The organism is Bacteroidota bacterium (assembly GCA_005882315.1).
Classification (GTDB): domain Bacteria; phylum Bacteroidota; class Bacteroidia; order Chitinophagales; family Chitinophagaceae; genus VBAR01.
Genome location: VBAR01000001.1, coordinates 465,383 through 484,499, shown reverse-complemented (window position 1 = coordinate 484,499; position 19,117 = coordinate 465,383). Strand labels below are relative to the sequence as shown.

At 37.6% G+C, this 19,117-nt stretch carries 13 protein-coding genes; 3 read left to right on the top strand and 10 right to left on the bottom strand.

From position 1 onward, the window contains the following. Positions 1 to 32: 32 nt before the first annotated feature. From E6H07_01915 to gcvH, 3 genes are all read right to left on the bottom strand, one after another. The gene (locus E6H07_01915; GenBank protein TMI64693.1) at positions 33 to 803 is read right to left on the bottom strand and encodes an anti-sigma factor; all 771 of its coding nucleotides are present in this window, start codon (positions 801 to 803) and stop codon (positions 33 to 35) included. Positions 804 to 806: 3 nt separating this feature from the next. Continuing rightward, positions 807 to 1,349: a sigma-70 family RNA polymerase sigma factor gene (locus E6H07_01910; GenBank protein ID TMI64692.1), complete on the bottom strand. Its 543-nt coding sequence runs from the start codon at positions 1,347 to 1,349 to the stop codon at positions 807 to 809. Positions 1,350 to 1,425: 76 nt separating this feature from the next. Beyond that, a complete protein-coding gene (gene gcvH, locus E6H07_01905) occupies positions 1,426 to 1,803 on the bottom strand; it encodes a glycine cleavage system protein GcvH (protein TMI64691.1) in 378 nt (125 codons plus the stop codon). A gap of 195 nt (positions 1,804 to 1,998) precedes the next feature. On the opposite strand from gcvH, the gene E6H07_01900 reads away from it, so the two are divergent. Further along, positions 1,999 to 4,473, top strand: a complete 2,475-nt coding sequence (locus E6H07_01900; protein ID TMI64690.1) for a TonB-dependent receptor — start codon at positions 1,999 to 2,001, stop codon at positions 4,471 to 4,473. 53 nt (positions 4,474 to 4,526) lie between these two features. Here E6H07_01900 and E6H07_01895 read toward each other — a convergent pair whose 3' ends face one another. Genes E6H07_01895 through E6H07_01885 form a run of 3 tightly spaced genes read right to left on the bottom strand, consistent with a single transcriptional unit; the run spans position 4,527 to position 9,068 of the window. Continuing rightward, on the bottom strand, positions 4,527 to 6,674 hold the full coding sequence (locus E6H07_01895; protein TMI64689.1) for a hypothetical protein: 2,148 nt from the start codon (positions 6,672 to 6,674) through the stop codon (positions 4,527 to 4,529). A 23-nt stretch (positions 6,675 to 6,697) separates the two neighbouring features. Continuing rightward, positions 6,698 to 7,096 carry a four helix bundle protein gene (locus E6H07_01890; protein TMI64688.1) on the bottom strand — a complete coding sequence of 133 codons (399 nt, stop codon included), beginning with the start codon at positions 7,094 to 7,096 and terminating at the stop codon, positions 6,698 to 6,700. Positions 7,097 to 7,133: 37 nt separating this feature from the next. Further along, complete coding sequence (locus tag E6H07_01885) at positions 7,134 to 9,068, bottom strand: hypothetical protein (protein TMI64687.1); 1,935 nt, start codon at positions 9,066 to 9,068, stop codon at positions 7,134 to 7,136. 144 nt (positions 9,069 to 9,212) lie between these two features. Between E6H07_01885 and E6H07_01880 the strand changes: the two genes are divergently transcribed. Beyond that, complete coding sequence (locus tag E6H07_01880) at positions 9,213 to 11,069, top strand: 2-oxoacid:acceptor oxidoreductase subunit alpha (GenBank protein ID TMI64686.1); 1,857 nt, start codon at positions 9,213 to 9,215, stop codon at positions 11,067 to 11,069. A gap of 83 nt (positions 11,070 to 11,152) precedes the next feature. Here the strand turns inward: E6H07_01880 and E6H07_01875 are convergent, their stop codons facing one another. Beyond that, positions 11,153 to 12,589: an HD domain-containing protein gene (locus E6H07_01875; GenBank protein TMI64685.1), complete on the bottom strand. Its 1,437-nt coding sequence runs from the start codon at positions 12,587 to 12,589 to the stop codon at positions 11,153 to 11,155. Between E6H07_01875 and E6H07_01870 the strand changes: the two genes are divergently transcribed. Next, positions 12,501 to 13,358: a hypothetical protein gene (locus tag E6H07_01870; GenBank protein TMI64684.1), complete on the top strand. Its 858-nt coding sequence runs from the start codon at positions 12,501 to 12,503 to the stop codon at positions 13,356 to 13,358. The two genes, E6H07_01875 and E6H07_01870, sit on opposite strands and share 89 nt — an antisense overlap. 5 nt (positions 13,359 to 13,363) lie before the next feature. Here the strand turns inward: E6H07_01870 and E6H07_01865 are convergent, their stop codons facing one another. Genes E6H07_01865 through E6H07_01855 form a run of 3 tightly spaced genes read right to left on the bottom strand, consistent with a single transcriptional unit; the run spans position 13,364 to position 18,926 of the window. Further along, a complete protein-coding gene (locus E6H07_01865; GenBank protein TMI64683.1) occupies positions 13,364 to 14,074 on the bottom strand; it encodes a phosphatase PAP2 family protein in 711 nt (236 codons plus the stop codon). An 18-nt stretch (positions 14,075 to 14,092) separates the two neighbouring features. After that, positions 14,093 to 15,196 carry a hypothetical protein gene (locus E6H07_01860; protein TMI64682.1) on the bottom strand — a complete coding sequence of 368 codons (1,104 nt, stop codon included), beginning with the start codon at positions 15,194 to 15,196 and terminating at the stop codon, positions 14,093 to 14,095. 58 nt (positions 15,197 to 15,254) lie between these two features. Continuing rightward, positions 15,255 to 18,926: a metallophosphoesterase gene (locus E6H07_01855; GenBank protein ID TMI64681.1), complete on the bottom strand. Its 3,672-nt coding sequence runs from the start codon at positions 18,924 to 18,926 to the stop codon at positions 15,255 to 15,257. Positions 18,927 to 19,117: the final 191 nt, after the last annotated feature.

Sequence of the window (19,117 nt, the reverse complement as noted above, 5' to 3'; positions counted from 1 at the left end):
TACGATGCTGATAACTATTCAGATTGAAAAAATCAGAGATTACCGAGAACAATCATTTGTCCCTGAGGTGTAGGATTGCCACCTTTCTTTTCGAGAGTAATAGCAAATGCCTGTGCCTTTTCAACATTCTGCGCTTTTATTAGCAAGCTTTTTTGCTGTACAAAATATTCATTCTCGATCATGCCCAAATCAATTGGTTTACCATCCAGCAAAGCCCAGATCTGGTATTGCTTATCTGAGGCGGGGATAGGCAGATTATTTATAAGCAAGTAAACATTATGTGATGTGCTATCCCAAAAAACTGTTGTAAGGGCACTTGGTGCAGCTTCCATTCCTTTTAATGAGACCATTTTAATAGATGAGCCGTGCATTACATCCATGTCTTTTTCAAAACTTGAAATCTTGGCTACATAAGATTCATTCTCGTTGTTTAGTACTTTATTTTTATTATAAAGAGAATAATTCCAGTAAGAACTACCAGCTAATAAAATCAAACAAGCTGCCACTGCATATTTTAGCCAGCTTAAATTTCTTACAGGCGCAGCCTTTTTATTAATTGAAACAACCTTTGCTCTGCTGTCATTTTTTATTGCATCCAAGATTTTATTTTTTAATCCCGGCACAGGAGCAATAGCATTTTGCATAGCCTGATCTTCAAGCTGTTTTTCAAAAGCTATCCGGGCTTCCAGCACTTCGGGATAAGCAGTACAGTTTTTTTCAAACTCTGCAGCCTCCTGTTCATTGGCCAGTCCCAATACATAGCTTTCAACTATGCCACTTGATATGTATTCTTTTACATTCACTTTTTATAACATCGTTTTCAATTGTATCAATGCGGTTCGGATCCTTGTTTTTACTGTTCCTAATGGAATATTCAATGCTTTCGAAATTTCATCATGCGAAAAACCCTGGAAATAAGAAAGGTCGATCAGCAACCGGTATTCATCTTTCAGCTTACCCAACATCTTTTTTAATCCTATAAAATCAGCATTCGGTTGAGAAACTGATGCGCTAACATTTGCTTCTCCAGATTCAGGTATACTAACTGTGCTTTTGCTGTTTCGGAAACTTTTTGAACGAACCTTATCAATGGCAGCGTTTCTGGCTATATTCAGCAACCAGGTAAATAACCGGCCCTTCGACGCATCATAAAATTCAATTTTTTTCCAAACGTTTACAAATACTTCCTGCAGCACGTCATTAGCGGTTTCTTCATCATTTACTATTGGGAGTATCACGCCATTCAATGCCCCGGCATAGTTATTATACAGATAACTGAAGGCCCTGTCATCACGTTGCTGAAGCAGGGCCACCAATTCAGTTTCACTGTATTTGGTTTGCGGGTTCAAATAATTGGTTATAAAATGACAATGCGAATGTATTGCTACATCCGCATTTATTTACGATAAAATAGGAAAGTCAGATCTAGCCGACAGTAGCCTCATAAGCGGCTGCATCCATCAGGTTCTTTACATCATCAGGATGATCTAATTTGATCTTCACCATCCAGCCTCCTTCATAAGGTTCATTGTTTACCAGTTCCGGGGCGCCTGCAAGAGCGGCATTCAGCTCAAGTATAGTACCTGAAACAGGTAAAAACAGATCAGAAACGGTTTTTACAGCTTCAACAGTACCAAATACTTCTCCGGCTTGCATACTTTTTCCTACAGTTTCCACTTCTACATATACAATATCGCCCAATTCACGTTGTGCAAAATCAGTAATGCCAACGATTGCAACATCGCCTTCAAGTTTTACCCATTCATGGTCTTTAGTATAGCGGAGTGTAGATGGAAAGTTCATTTTCAATTGTTTTAGTGCTGCAAATATGAGTAAATCCCGGCAAAAAAAATAGCCGATTTTAAAGATGCAGTTCACCGGCAAAAAAACACCGTTCATGCAAATGAATGTGCCATTTGTCGGGAATCACTACTCTGTCATTAATCTGTCATATAGATTTGTGCCCTATTAGAAAAAAAACCATTAATCAAAACAATTATGAAAAAGATTTTATCAGGATTTGTGATGTTGATTTTCAGCGGTTCTGCTTTATTAGCCCAGCAAATAACCGGTGCTGTAAAAAATGACGAAGGCAAAAACTTAGAGAAAGTTACTATTTCATTGCTCAATGCAAAAGACTCTTCAGTAGCTAAATTGGGTGTGACTGGAAAAGATGGAAAATTCAGCATATCAACTTCAAAAAACGGACAGTATCTGATCAGTACTACATCTGTGGGTTACAACCCGGCGTATTCAAACAAGTTTGAAGTATCAGGCTCGGGTGCAGTAAATGTTCCTGAAATTATTATGGTCAAATCTTCGGGCAACCTTCAGAATGTTTCAGTAGTTGCAAAAAAACCGATGATTGAAGTGAAGGCCGATAAAACAATATTGAATGTAGAAAATACTATCAATTCAACCGGCCAGGATGCTTTGGAATTATTAAGAAAAGCACCGGGTGTTACATTAGATAAGGATGATCTTATCAGCCTTTCCGGTAAAAATGGAGTGCAGATATATATTGATGGTAAACCCAGTCCCCTTACAGGTACTGACTTAACAGCTTACCTGAAATCACTTCAGTCTTCACAGATCGAATCAATTGAAATTATTACCAACCCTTCAGCAAAGTATGATGCGGCGGGTAATGCAGGAATTATCAATATCAAGTTAAAAAAGAACAAAGCATTTGGCACCAATGGCTCTGTAAATGCCGGGTATAATATTGGAGTTTATCCTAAGTACAATGGGGGTCTTAACTTTAATAACAGGGGTAAGAAAGTTAACGTGTTTGGTAATTATAATTTTAATGATACCAAAACAGAATTCAATATCAAACTATACCGGGAACTGCTGGATACTATTTTTGACCAGACCAACCTTATAACTACGGACAGCCGTACTCATGGTTTCAAAGCTGGATTGGATTATTATATCAATTCAAAAAGTACATTAGGTGTGCTGATCAATGGAAACCTGGCTAATAATTCAAGCCTGTCAAAAAGCATTACTCCTATCATTTACAAACCAACAGGTGTTGTTGACAGAATTCTTACTGCTAACAATAGCTCTGAAGCTAAAAGGGATAATGCAAATTTTAATCTGAATTACCGCTATGCAGATTCAGCAGGCCGTGAGCTAAACGTAGATGCAGATTATGGTTTATACAGAATTAATACTAACCAGTTACAGCCGAATGTGTATTATACTCCTGATATGCAGGCTGAGATCAGCCGTACAGTATATAATTTTATTTCACCTACTGATATTGATATTCTTACTTTGAAATCTGACTATGAACAGCCATTCAAAAAAGGAAAGTTAGGATTTGGCTTTAAAACCTCATTCGTCAACACAGAGAATAATTTCGGCAGGTATAATGTGATCGGTACTGGTAAAGAACTGGATATTAGCCGCAGCAACCAATTTAATTATGAAGAGAATATTAATGCTGTGTATGTAAATTATAACAGGGCATTCAAGGGATTTATGCTGCAGGCGGGTGTACGTGTAGAGAATACCAACACAACCGGCGATTCTTATGGTTTGAATAGTGATGGGTCAATTAATACCGCCAGTAAGCAAACCTTCAACAGGCATTATACAGATCCTTTCCCAAGTGCTGCAGTTACTTTCAACAAAAATCCAAAGAAACAATGGAGTGTATCTTATAGCCATAGGATCGACAGGCCGGCTTACCAGAGCCTGAACCCATTTGAAATGAAACTGGACGAGTATACTTTTCAAAAAGGTAATACCGAACTTAAACCACAGTATACAAACAGCATTTCAGTAACTAATATTCATAAATTCAAACTAACGACAACACTAAACTACAGCCACATAGATGATGTATTTACCCAATTGATAGATACAACTGAAGGCTCAAAAGCATTTATTACTCAGAAGAACCTGGCTACTCAGGATATTGTAAGCCTGAATGTGAGTTACCCGTTCATCTATAAAAGTTATACATGGTTCACCAACCTGAATACTTATTACTCTATGTACAAAGCTGATTTTGGTGGTGGCAGCCGTGTTGTGGATTTGAATGTTTTTTCTTTCAATGTATTTATGCAACATAGTTTGAAACTGGACAAGAAAAAACAATGGTCAGCTGAACTGAGTGGTTTTTATAATGCGCCATCCATCTGGCAGGGTACATTTGAAAGTGATGCGATCTGGTCAGTTGATGGAGGTGTGCAGAAAACAATTTTCAAAGGCAAAGGCAACCTGAAAGCATCTTTGACTGATATTTTCAAAACTTTACAATTCAAGGGTGAAAGCAATTTTGCAGGTCAGAAAACAATTGCAAGCGGACATTTTGAAAGCCGCCAGTTTAGGATCAACCTTAGCTACCGTTTTGGTAGCAACCAGGTAAAAGCGGCCCGTCAGCGTAAAGATGCAAGTGAAGAAGAAAAGAAACGTACACAAGGTGGTGGCGGTGGAATAGGAATTGGAAATAATAAATAGAATTGAAAGCCGTGATAAAATAAAATGTCCCGCTGATTGCGGGACATTTTATTTTATATTTTCTTCAACAATATTTTTTTCTGTGAAAAATTGAAGGCTGTATCAATAAACTCAAGCAGCTTATTCCAGTTTTCTTTCTTTACATAGATCTGTTTGTACACCTTCATAGTAAGTATTTTCAATTGATTGCCTTCAACTGTAGCTTTCACTTTAAAATACCCGGTTTCATTTTCTACAGATAGATTGAGGTTGTTTACACCCACAGCTTTATAACCTGCAGGAATATTAAAAGTGATCTCATTTTTTATACTTCTCGGGTTTCCCATATGTGCATCAAATTCCCGTTTGCGTTCATCGGGATTTACATAAAGCTGGTCGCCGATAAGACCGGGAATATTCACCAATAAGTTATTGCCGGCTTTCATCACCATATCTCTCAATTCAAATTTGCTGGAGAATGAAAGTTCTTGCTTTTTCCAGCTTCGGCCATCAGAGTTTAATACAAACTCGATGTATTTATCTATATTGTCAAAATCTTCTTTATACTGGGCTTTCATAAACTCAAGCTTTTTTTCTTTGTCTTCTTTTTTACGTTCACGCAGCCGGTCTTCATATTGTTCCAGTACACTTCCTTTCAGGTTTCCGCGAATATCATCTTCGCCGTCATAGCTGCGGTAGTCATCATCAAATGCAGTGGTGTAAGCAAGCCCCTGGATATTATAGCTGGCTTTGCTGATACCTGCGGCAGTACGCTTTGTTGTTACAATGATATTTTGTGTAGCTGTATCAATTGTTGCTTCAACACTGTTGGTAGTAACATTTTGATCGGGTGTGTTATTGTCAATTGTTATCGCTGTGGCAGTCGGATTTTTCCCAAGTTTGATAACATATGCTGGTGTGTTTAAAAAACCTTCCTGGAAATCATAGGGATTGGAAAAAGCAGTTGGATTAAAAATATATTTTCCTTTTACACGTAACAGCCATTCCGGTTCTGTACGAAAAATAATATCGGCAGGAGCGGAAAGGGTATAAGGAGCTGTTACAACTAATTCGTATGGAATTTTTTTATTGTCCAGTTTCTCCATCATACAATAAGCAAAAGCCTCACTGCCTATACCATTACCACGAATAACAGCTACATGCCTGATGATGTAATAGAGTTTTTGTATATAATCATCTTCCCGCAAATCGGAAGCGTTGATCTGTTTGAGATAATAATTAACACCACCCATCAAGCTTTCAGCGTTCATTTTATTATACATGCTGTTAACTTTTACTGCCATTTCTTCCGGAGATAAATTTCTTTTTAGTTCTCTTTTATCACCGATAAACAGATCACTCCTGTTTTCCTGCCGGCTAAAGACGATCTGGAATTTTATAAAAGGAACCTGAGCAAAATAATTGATCCAGCGGGTGTCACTCATTTTATCACGATTACGATCTTCCCAGGTATAAAGAACGGAACCATTGCCGCTTTCTTTAAACTCCGGCGCACCGTTCAGCGATTTTGAACTTACAAATGATTTATCATCTGTTTCAATACCGAATTTCTGTGCTACTACAGGGTATTCACGGTTGCATACGAAATAGATGGGATCGAATTCAATATAATTCATCTTCTTTACCGTATTGTCATCATAAAAAATAGTGGCATAGTCGATGATATCACCAGGGTCCAGATCCGGTACAGCTATTTTATAATAAACGACACTGCTCTTGCTCTTATCAATATATGTACTCACTTTACCGATATAAGGCAAAAATGTAGAAGGAACATCTGAAGGGTCTTCTACATAAATAGCATTACGCAACGAAACCTCCTGCGTGGTGCCATTAGATTTAATGATTTTTATCGCAGCGCCATCTCTCGATGAACCGATCCGGAAATAAACAGTTGAATAGGAATTAACAGCATCCCGGTCAAGCAGTTTAATGCGGCGGCGGGTAATTTCATACACGGCCAGTTTATTGGCGTCTTTATCAAAACTAAAATTTGTTTTTTGTGCAAGAATGATTCCGCTTTCTTCTTTCCATTTATCAGGAGTAGCAATGCTTGTAAAGTCTGCATCATTGTTGCCCATCACAGTTTTCATGTTGGCAGCAATGTTTTCAAGTTTGGATGGACCGAACGTATCATCATCCTGTGCTGATAAGTTCAACGAAATAAAAGGGAATATTAATATATAAACTAACTTGTTCATTTTACTTGTTTAAAGTTTTAGGTTTAACGTTTAATGTTCTTCCTGTTTCCTGCAATCTCAGTTTTTAAGAGGTATTCAATAAATTTTTGCAAGAGACTGCTTAAATGTATTATCTGAGTAAATAAAGTTTGAAATTCTTTTTGTGTAATATAATTTCTGTCTAATGCCCGGTATATCTGGGATCGAAATTCGCCTGCTGAACCTTTTGCGAATCCCAGGAATTGAATAAATTCTGCACGGGTACCTCGTTCAAAACCTTCGGCAATATTATCCATTATCGAACCTGATGAACCCTCCATTTGATCAATTAATCGAAAATTTTTCTTGAATTTTCCTTCATCAATATGCTTTCCAATGACTGTACAAATTTCCCGGGCTATTTTCCATGATTCAATATCTTCAAATGTTTTGATGGTAGCCATAACATTAAACTTTAGACGTTAAACCTTAAACAATTATTTATGGTTTTTGAATGGCGATCAGGTTTGAGTTAAAGTCCTTCAGCTTCTTTGCAAAAGTTTTCCAGTTTTCAAAATCATCTTTGCGGATACGACCGGTGTTAAATGAGATCGATTTTTTAAATGTTACTTTATTTCCTTTTACTGAATATAAAGCCTGCACACCATAATCTGTGTTTTGTACATTGATCGAATCAGGTACTGAAACTACTTTATAACCCGCGGGCAATGTCAACTCTGTTTCATCAATAGAAACATAAGCAGAATGCAATACATAATCATGTTGCCTGTCTTTATCAGGAATAATATTATTCAGGTCTTCAGCAAAGAAATCTATACCTGCGTATACTTCCTTATCTTCTGCAATTACATAATTACTCAGATCAATGTCACCTTCCAGTACCACCGGTATCTCACGGTTATTAAGGTCAGATGTTTTGATATTATTCACAACAAGATTGCGGTTGCCAAATCGAAGCATATTCTGAACCATTTCTTTTTGCTTATCTCTTGGTACATCATGATAGTACTGGAGAAACCCCGTCCGTTCTTCACCAGTCATGGTTACTGTTACATGTCCTTTCAGTATATTGTCTTTTAATTCAAAGTTGGTTTTTGTATGAATTTTATTTTTTTCTTTATCAGCTAACGGCACTGTTTTCACATCATATTTATCACCCTTGCCAATCAGTGCTTCTTTGCCCTGTATCCGCCATGCATAATCACCAAAAGGAATATACTTCTCTGTACCATCGAGGAAATATTCTTTGCCATCTAACACAACTGTGCTGATGCAATGATTGTCCACCGAAAGAGATGGCAAAGTATAATTATACGGAATATGTCTTGTACCGATCCATGTAAGATAAGCTTCCAACCCTGCCTGCTTCAGCATTTCGGTAAGCAGGTTGGCCATGCCTTTGCAATCGCCATATTTGGTTTTATACACATCCTGTGCCGCTGTTGGAACGAATCCTGCAAGACCATCTTCAAAAGCGATATAACGAATATTATCCTGCACCCAGTAAAAAATGGATTTTACTTTTTCGATATCAGTTTTTTTACCGGCTACCAGTTCGGTTACTTTCGATTTGAATTCTTCGGGTTTATTATCGCATTTTTTATAGAGATAATTATACCAGCGGTACAGATCACTTACATCTTTAAAACCTTTTTCTTCTTTGCCGTCATTGGTAAATGAATTTACAATTAGTACCACATGCGGCCATTGAAAAGCCCGGCCGATTGCACGGCTTTCGTTTTTAATAGCAGGTAAATTGGTCAATGTGAAAATATAAGCTGTTCCTCCCTTCTCAGGTTGTTTCTGCTTTCTCACCTTATATCCTTCGAAATTAAATTCACGCAGTTCGGCTTTCATCCAGTCGGGTACGATCACTTTTATCACTCGTTCTTTTACCGGGAAATAGGAATGAAAGAAAATGCTAGTGAGGTATTTACTGTCAAAAAATTTTTTCTCAGTCTCCACTCTTGCGACATCACCATAACCACTAAAGCCGATATTGAAATATTTTACCCGGCTATCATCACTGAAAATTTCATTGCTGGTAACCGAACGATCTATTGCATAGCCAACATTATAATTCTTTTTTATACCAAAGGCGCCACGTACTCTTTCTAATTGTTTAAAGGAATTGATCTTGCTGAATGAATTATAAAAATCAAAATACTGGATACCGGCTCTTTCCCGCATCGAAATGAAATTGATAGAAGTGTTTTTAGTAGCACTTACCACCGGCAGGTTGTCCGTTCCTTTGGCTTTGTCAAAAGTATAAACCTCTTCCAGTAGCACAGCAGCTACCCGGTCATCAGGGAATAGCTTTTTCAACCGGTTGGCTTCGGACACATCATCTTCAGATTGTGAACGGGACAAGAAAGGCAGTGTCGCCGCCAGAAGTAGTACCAGTAGTTTCCTCATTATACAGAATTGAACAGGCAATATAAAAATTTATATAGTGCTGATTATTATCAGATTCTTTTTTTCTTAAAATTCCATATTTACAGCGGCTAATTATTTATACAAGGCCAACTTATCCTAACTTTGCAGACACAAATTTTTACAATGACAAGAAAGCAGGAACTACTTTCAGATGTGGTAATCAAATTCGCCGGAGATAGCGGTGATGGTATGCAGCTTACCGGTTCACAGTTTACCAATAATACAGCCCTGTTGGGTATTGACCTGGCAACCTTTCCGGATTTTCCGGCAGAGATAAGGGCTCCGATAGGTACCCTACCCGGTGTAAGTGGTTACCAGTTACGTTTTTCCAGCGACCGCATTTTTACTCCTGGTGATGCATGTGATGTGCTGGTAGCAATGAATGCCGCTGCTTTAAAAGTGAACCTGACAGCACTTAAAAAAGGAGGAAAGATCATTGCTAATACAGATGGCTTTGATGCAAAGAATCTTCGTTTGGCCAATTATCCCGAAGGAGAAAATCCATTAGAAAATGGTAGCCTCGGTAATTATGAGGTTATAAAAATGGATGTGACCAAAATGACCCGTGAAGCATTGAAGGAAATCACGATGGGACAAAAGGAAAAAGACAGGGCCAAGAATATGTTTGTACTCGGTTTCCTGTACTGGATGTATAACCGGGATATGGAGAACACGATCAGTTTTTTGAAAGATAAGTTTGGTAAGAAACCTGAAATTTTTGAGAGCAATGTAAAAGCATTAAAGGCCGGATATAATTATGGAGATACAACAGAGACTTTTACAACAACCTATAAAGTAGAGAAAGCGAAAATGGACCCCGGTGCTTACCGTTCCATTATGGGTAACCAGGCAATATCGTATGGTTTGATCGCTGCTTCGCAAAAAAGCGGGTTGCCGTTATTTCTCGGGTCATATCCCATTACACCTGCATCAGATATTTTGCATGATCTTTCCAAGTATAAAAATTTTGGGGTAAGAACTTTCCAGGCAGAAGATGAAATTGCTGCTATTACTTCGGCGATCGGGGCATCTTATGGTGGTGCATTAGCTGTTACAACTACATCTGGTCCTGGCATGGCATTAAAAGCCGAAGCAATGGGGTTAGCCGTAATGCTTGAAATTCCATTGATCATAATTGATATACAAAGAGGCGGACCATCAACAGGACTACCAACTAAAACTGAGCAATCAGATCTGCTGCAGGCTTATTATGGCAGAAATGGTGAATGCCCGATGCCCGTAATTGCTTCATCTACACCAAGTGACTGTTTTGATGTGGCGTATGAAGCAGCAAGAATTTCTGTTCAGCATATGACGCCGGTAATTTTATTAAGCGATGGATATATTGCCAATGGTGCCGAACCCTGGAAATATCCGCAATCAAAAGATCTAAAACCCATAGAAGTAAATTTTAAAAAAGGGTTAGACGAAGGGGAAGACAAACCTCTGCCGTATAAAAGAGATGAAAAATTAGCAAGACCATGGGCCATACCTGGCACACCCGGATTAGAACATCGTATTGGTGGCTTGGAAAAACAGGACGTAACAGGTAATATCAGTTACGAACCCGAGAACCACCAGCACATGGTAAAAACAAGACAAGCTAAAGTGGATATGATCGCTGATTACATCCCTTTGCAAACGATTGATAATGGACCAGAGAAAGGTAAGTTGCTTATTCTGGGGTGGGGTAGCACTTATGGCGCCATTAAATCTGCTGTAACGGAATTGCTTAATGAAGGTTATTCAGTAGCACATGCACATATCCGCTACCTGCGTCCTTTCCCTAAAAATCTTGGAGAAATAATTAAGAATTACGACCAGGTATTAATTCCTGAGATCAATAACGGGCAGCTTATCAAGATCATCCGTGATGTTTATTTTACTGATGCAATTGCTTACAATAAGATCATGGGAATTCCCATTACGAAAACTGAACTGGTAATGAAAGTGAAAGAGATGTTGGGTGGAATGAATTAAATTTCTTCTGAATATTTTTTCTTATAAGTCCATCCGCCAATAGGCGGATGTTTTTTTTATAACGGAAGTGGAACTGATGCAGATTATTGATACATCTCTGTGGCGCCAGGTGCTAGAAACGCAACTGTGAATGCGATCATTGATGCAATCAATCCAAACATAAAAATGTTATATGCTATACGTAGGTATTTATATTTTTTGGCGAGAACAATTCCAAGAAAATAAGTGTCTTTGATCATACTGCTGTACAAATAATTTTTATCTGCCAGCAATTCAGTCATAGCCCAGTCATAATCCGGCAAACCCATTTTATGAAAATTTCCAAAAAACAGGAGATTGGTTTTTTTAGCTGCAATATCATCTTTAGTAAATGTACCGGAAGTAACAGTCGGCCTTGTGGCAAGAATAGCAAATACCATCGATAATACGCAAATTGTTACCAGGATAGTAAAAGGTACCTGCAGGTAAGCATCAGTTTTCAGTTTTTCAAAAATACTACTGATCATTATAGATAAAATAATAGCATTTACAGAGATCAGGATGTTGGATTTTGAATCGGCCATCTGGCTCAGGTTGTTCTGGCTTTGTGCCACTATTCTGAATACAGTTGATACAGCCCTTTCTGATTGTGACTCTTTTTCTTTTTTCTTTTTGACGTCTGCCAGTTTCTTTTCTTCATCTTCAGTGATCCCTGCCTCCTTGTTTTTTTCTTTGCCTTTATCTTTATGTTTAACAAGTTCTGGGATTTCTCCTTTCTTGCTGTTTTTCTTGCCAGGTTTTTCTTCCATGATTCTTTTATCCTTCAATTCCTGCAGATATACAGTTTTTAGTGGTTGTAAATTTTCTTTCGCAAAGGAAGTGAAATAAGTATGTTTCTCAAGGAATTCAATATTCAGTTTCCGCCAGTCTTTCTTTGATAGATCCTGGCCACCAAAATCATTCAGTTCTTCACGCAGAAGCCTGTTTTTTTCTTTGAAATCGCCAGTGCCCAGGTGAAACAGGTCAGCATCACAAATTATTTGTTCTATTAAATTGTTCGGGCTTTGTGGAATCCTGGTAGCATTGATGCAGCCTTTTACTTTGTCAATAACAGCCTGGCCTGCCTTATGCTCATTTAAAAATTTCAAAGCCAGCTCAATACTTAACTCTTCATGGCCTTTTGCTGTTCCACCGCTATAGCCTGTATCATGAAACCATGCAGCAAGAGCTAAGGCAAACCGATCTTCATCTGCCAATTGATAGTATTCTGCCATTTTTTCTGATGCAGCGAGCACTTCTTGTGTATGCAGGAGTGTGTGAAAGTGGATGCTTTTACTTACTTTAGTCTGATATAAGTCAGTTGCATAATTTTGAGCAGCAGATAGTATTTGATATTGATTTTCAGTCATGCTATAAAGATAAGTTTTGATAAATTTATACAAAATATAAAGAATGCAGCGATTAAATTTTTTAGGCAAGATAGTTCTGCCATTGATCTTCATTACAGCCGTACTCAATTGTTGCAAGGCGAAAAAGTACATATATAAATCACCGCCACATTATGATTTTTCAAAGAGTTTTGAAGACAAGCTCGATTTGAGAATAAAGGAAATATCAGGCATTGTTTGGGATAGCAGGAAAGATGAATTCATAACCCATAATGATGAATCGGGTAAAATTTTTTACCTGGACAAGGAATCTAAATTAATAAAAAGGGAATTTCATTTTGCTGGTAAAGGTGATTATGAAGATATAGCCATTGTGAATGGTGTCCCTTATATCTTAAAAAGCGATGGAGAGATCACGAAAATAATTGCTGATAGCACAGGCAAGCAATTCGCTGTTGAAGCTGGCAAAATCCCATTGTCAGGCGCTAATGATTTCGAATCGATGTATTATGATTCTTCACGGAGTGCATTGATCGTTTTATGTAAGAATTGCAAAATTGACGATAAGAAAACGATAAGTGCATTTGCTTTTTATCCCGATTCAATTGGTTTTGTAGATAAGCCTGTTTTTACAATTGATCTTGCAAAAGTTGCTGAGCTGTCTCCAAGAGCAACAACAAGGCTGGAGCCTTCGGCAGCAGCGGTTCATCCTAAATTACACAAGGTTTTTATAGTTTCATCAGGAAGTAATCAATTATTGATCGCTGATCTTGATGGAAACCCCGAAGCAGTGTTTATGCTGGCCAAAAAATTATTCCCGCAACCTGAAGGGATTACTTTTAAGAATAACGGCGATATGTATATTTCAAATGAAGGAGTGTCGGGTAAAGGGACTTTACTCCGTTTTATTTATACGCCATAAAATTATTACTCAAGTCCTTCGGCTTTAAGAGCTCGTCTTGCTATATATTTTTTCTCGATCCTGTGAATGATACGAAGCGATAATACAAGCCAAATAAAACCAGCGGCTAAACCGGCAATTACATCACTTGGATAATGTACCCGCAGGTATATCCTGCTGAAACTGATCAATAAAATAAGGATGATCAAAATGATGATAAGAGAAATTTTCAACCAGTTTTGTTTTACTTCATGCCAGATAATATAGATGAACAAACCATAGAAAACCACTCCGATCAATGCATGCCCGCTGGGAAAACTATAGCCACTGACATCACCGATTAACTGCAACTCAGGCCGGTCACGCCGAAAAAATTCTTTCAGAGAAAAACTTATTACGACACTGCTTAGCGCCAACGAAGCGATCCGTATTGCAAACCATTTATGTTTTTTATAAATAAAAAAGACGATCAATAGAAAATTTAATGGAATGAGCAGCGTATGCTTTCCTAAGAAAGTAATGAAATTCATAAAACGGGTTCTGCCAGGAGTGGTATAAGAAGCCACCGCCTTGAAAATATTTTCATCAAATTTTGATCCATCTATAACAAACACTACCCTGACGGCATAGATAAAAACAATAAGTGCCAATAACAGCAACAGGACAAATAAAAACTCGAGGGTAAATACGGATAGCCAGGGCTTTTTTTTTGCAGGAGGAGTAGTTTTTTGTTGCATAGAATAAAAAGTTTTTAATCAGATCTTCAAACCAAATAATTCTATGTCTTCATTTTTCCCTTTCAGATCAACCATGCCCATACTTTCAGTTTGCCAATCTTTCATATCCAGTAATTCGATCATTTCTTTAGATACTAAAAATTTTTGATTTAGTTCGGTACAGGCACTCCTGATGCGGGCTGCTGTATTAATTGTGTCGCCACTCATAACCAACTCTTTTTTTGCAATGCCTACCTGGCCTACTGTAACATCGCCTGTATGAATACCAACTTTGTATTCAGGTACAATATCATATGCCCTCCGGAATACTTCCGTATTCATATTTAATATTTTCCTTGCTTCAATAATAGAGTTAATGCATTTCTTTGCATTTGCGGTACTGCTGGGCCACCATGCTACTATTTCATCACCTACATACTGGTAAACACGGCCCTCATGTTCAGCTATGCCGGCAGCCAAACAATAAATTACATCACGTATAAACTGAAAATATTCTTTATGTCCTAATTTTTCGGCTATCGGGGTTGAATTTCTCAAATCAATAAACATGATGATACGGTTTTCATTTGTTGGTTGCAGGTACCGGCCAACAATGATGTTTAAAAAGACTCCCTGTGAATATTTGTTGTTAACTTCTAAAGCAAGCTGTGTAAGGAGAAATAATAAAACCCATTCCGGCATTTTTTGCAGTACCCATTTTTCACCAAATGTGCTTTGTACAAATCGTGTAAATGCTTCCGCAGCTGACCGGTGTTCTATTAGTAAACTATAGGTGAAATAAATAAAAAAATTCATGAAGATCCCTATAATAATAAGAAGCAACGTTTTAACACTAAGGTTTATCCACGGTGGTTTATTATATAGGAAGTTTTTTAAAACAATGATCAGGAAATAGCCAATGATAAGGCTGAAAATAAATACATTCAGTTCACGGAGAAGAATAGTCCTGAGTGTACCAGCTTCAGTGGTTACATATTTGGTGCTATAATTGTCGGTTGCATAGCGGGTAAGAAAAATAAGAAAATCAATGACTGTCCAGGCAATAGCTATGGCAAGAATTAATTTTAATTCTCTTTTTCTTACTGCCGATCGCCTTGGTAAAATGATGTTCTTTTGGGCCATTATATTTTTTTTTATCGCATCCGATCATTTCTTATAACAATTTTTAGTCCGGGTTCAATCAGAAAGTAAGATTCACTTTGGTGCCAAAGCTGAAATTGAAAATTTTCTCACCCGGAGAAAATCCTGCAAAAGTGGTAATTGTAAATGCATTAAAAGGTAAAAAATAGAAGCCACCACCATAGGCGTTATGCCATTTTTTAGAACTTTCACCCTCCAGCCATACACGGCCAACATTATAAAACCCGGTTATGCCAAACGGCCCGGGAAATACATAAGATTTTATATTAAACAATTTGTATTTCAGCTCCAGGCTTCCATACAAACTTGACCGGCCCATATACCTGTTCTTTCTAAATCCAAGCAGGTTTTGATCGGCACCCATACTCATTGCCTGGAAGTATTCATAATTACCGTAAACACGGCCACCACCTAGTCCTAATACAGCCACCAGACTTGCCGGGTCACTCCAACTGGCATATACTCTCATGTCAGAAAAATATCTTGTGATGTTTTTGCTACCGCTGGTAATACCTGCGACAGACATCACCTCTGTATTCCAAATAACTCCACGAGTGGGGAAGAAATCATTATTTCTGTTATCAATTGATAATATCACTTTTCCGCCCACGTAAGTTTTTTTGCTGAATATATCTGCTGAATCCAGACCTGACGCCGGGTTTCCTAATACCTTATCATTATTATCCCCATACTTTCCCTGGTAATGATAAAAATAAGGGCCAATAGAAAAATGAAATATATCAGAGTATCGTTTGCGCAGCATAGCCTGAAGTTCTATTGCATCGTAACGGGCCCGGTAATAACCACTGGATACAGGTTGGGTTATTTTTGTATTATTACCCAAGCCAAAGAAAAAATTTAAAGAAGGAGATTGCATTTCACCTTTTAAAACTAAATCAACATCTCTTGTTATATGATTGAATTCTCCGAAATATTTCAGGTGATAGGCTTTATGAGAAACTGAATACAATGCAGAAAAATCCTGGTTAGTAGCATAAGGTAAGTTTCTAAAACCATATGTAGTTCTTGAAAATCCAATTCCTGCAACAAATCCTTCTTCTGTGTTTGCGCCTAATAGCACTTTTGGAAACTTGGTTTTATTATATGTAAAACCATAAAAACTGTTCGAGTTCACTGGTGGATCTTTTGAAAAACGATTCTTTGTTTTTCTACCGCTACTCCGGATATTATTTCCTTCTGCTTTAATATCATAAAGCAATGTTTCCGTACTTCCTTTTATATCAAATGTGTCATTCCCTTTGCCACCAATGATGCGGAGCTTAATTACTGATTTTACATCTTCATCAATTTGAAATAGATCATTCCCATTCAATCCGTACAATTGAATTTCATGTGTGGTCCGGGGGTTGAACTTTCTTTCATACATCACAAAGCCTGTATCTTTTCCAATCTCTCTTGCAAATACTTTTACATCCAGGCTATCATTCTTCATACTTACTTTAAAGTATTCCTTCTTATTGCTACCCAACACATATACTCTTCTTGAAATAAAGCGATAGTATTTCATCGCAGCTTCCACCAGCATATCCCTTCGACTTATTAATTTTTTAATGATCGTTTCACCATTTATTAAAAATACTTCCGGAGGTAATTTTTTAACGGCGCTGCGAATAACATCATCTGTAAGAAGCTGTTTAAATTCAATAACTGTTTTTTCCCACTCGCTGGCATCCAGATCTGTTAGAAATAGCCTGTCGAAATCTCTTGCAGAAAAACCCAACCATTCCACATTATCTATTTTGTTATTAAAACCCGATAAAAAAGGCATCAGGCTATTGCTGGCAATTTTTATTAATTTTCCATCGGAAAAGAAATAAGCCTGGTCTCTATCTTTTGGTATAGGATAATATAATTTTCCTTTACCTGTATCAGTTGTTGCCCATCTCCATTGATCGAAATGCCGATCAAAGTCTCCGATAAGAATGTCGAGTAATCTTGCCTTTAATACGGCAAACTGATCGGCACGATGATCATTGTCCTCAAGCATTTTGGTAATTATTTTGCCTGTGCTTTTCGTTTCCGTCCCGTCAGGGACTGCATCTGTTTCTTCGAGCATGCATACCGAATTTGCAAACAATTTTTGATAGAAGCCTAATTCAGGATCGTCGGGTACAAAATATAATTCTGGATCAGGGGCAGCGATCTTCAATGCTTTTGCCATTGTGGAAATAGTAAGAGGTGCATAGGGGTGGGCAGCTGAATTAAATTCCTGTACGAGATCCTGCGCCAATGATCCTCTGAAATTTGCGGGCAATGCTTTAGTTGGATTTTTATCTACAGATCGCAAAACCCATTGTTTCCCGTTTTTATCCACGAGCTTTAATGATTTTGTTTGCTTGCCCCCGCCGACGCCAGTGATTTTTAAACCTCCTTTTACTTTTTTCAGATCAAACACTTTCATATTAACTACCGCATTCCACTCGGGTCTGTAATTTTGACCAATTACAAATTTTTTAAATCCACTTAACATCGGATATTTTTCACTGGCAGAAATATTTACGGTGTCTTTAAATTGTATGCCAGGTTTAACTACTCTCACTGATGAATCCTGAACGGGCTCGGGTATAAAAGAAAAATTTAATAATGTAGTGTCATATGCTCTTTTGATAGAGTCTGCAGCTATAGTAGCGCCGGCTTCAACTGTATAAAAAGTTGAAGTAAGATTTTTATTTGTTGAAACTTCCAATACTACAAAGCCGGGTAAGGCGGCAACAAAAGGACTTTTTTTGGTATGGGAAACACGACTCCCTTTACAACCACCACCACTTACTATATAACTGAAACTACTATCCTGTATCAGCTGAAGATTATGTTCATGACCTGCTACGAATACGAGTTTGGGATGGTTTTTGGCTATAGCAGAAATTTTGTTAACCATATTTGTATAATTCGGATGCGGCAGATCCTGCGGCGTACCAAACAAACTTCTTGCAATTGGATAGATCGAGCCAATTACAGGCAAAGGGATATATGCCTTTGCTACCATGTCAGTGAATGGGAAAATATGCTGCTTAAGTCCATAATACCCACCATGGATTCCATTACTTTTAAAAGGATGGTGGCAGGCAAAAATGACTAGCTTTTTTAAGTTGCGGTTAAGGATATCTTCCAGTTGACCTAAGAGTTCATCTTCAGTTTTACAATCACAATCTGATTCTACCCCAGGCTTATCATATTGATGAAGCCACCATTGGCTGTCAAATAATACTAAGGTTACATCGTCACTTAAGGATACTTCTACCGGGCCAGGACAACCATCCTTGGGTAAAAAGTTTACATTGCTTTTGCCGGAAGAAAAATCAACATAAGTCTGTTCACGCAGTATACCTTCATAGCCGGTACGCTTTCCCTCATCCCAATCATGATTACCGGGGATCATAATGATCTTTGCATCGGTACCATCAGCAATTGCTAATTGGGAGTCAAGCGCCGCTTTTCCATCATTGTAATTATACAATTCGTCATCTTGCAAACCTGAAGGATAAATATTGTCTCCCAGGAAAAGAACGGTAGTTTTTTTGTCAAGCTTTATCAGTTTTCTGACAGCATCCCTTACCGGGTGCCTTCCATTGGTAAGACTTCCGCCATCACCTATCAGAACTATGCGTTGTGTAATGGTATCTTTTTGTGCACTGATTTTAAAGTTAGAACAAAGAATAAAAACAAGAACAACGTAAATCTGTTTGATCATTTTAAGAGGGCAATTTTCTGGATAAAAAAATTAAATTTACTTAAATAAAACAGAAGTAAAAAACTACTTAGCAGCTTCTGTAATTTTGAATTGATCAGTATTATAATAAATATAAAAGAAATAAAATCAAATGGACAATATTTGCTCAGATTTCGAAAAATCGTATCTTTTGCGGTTTATAAGAGGAAAAA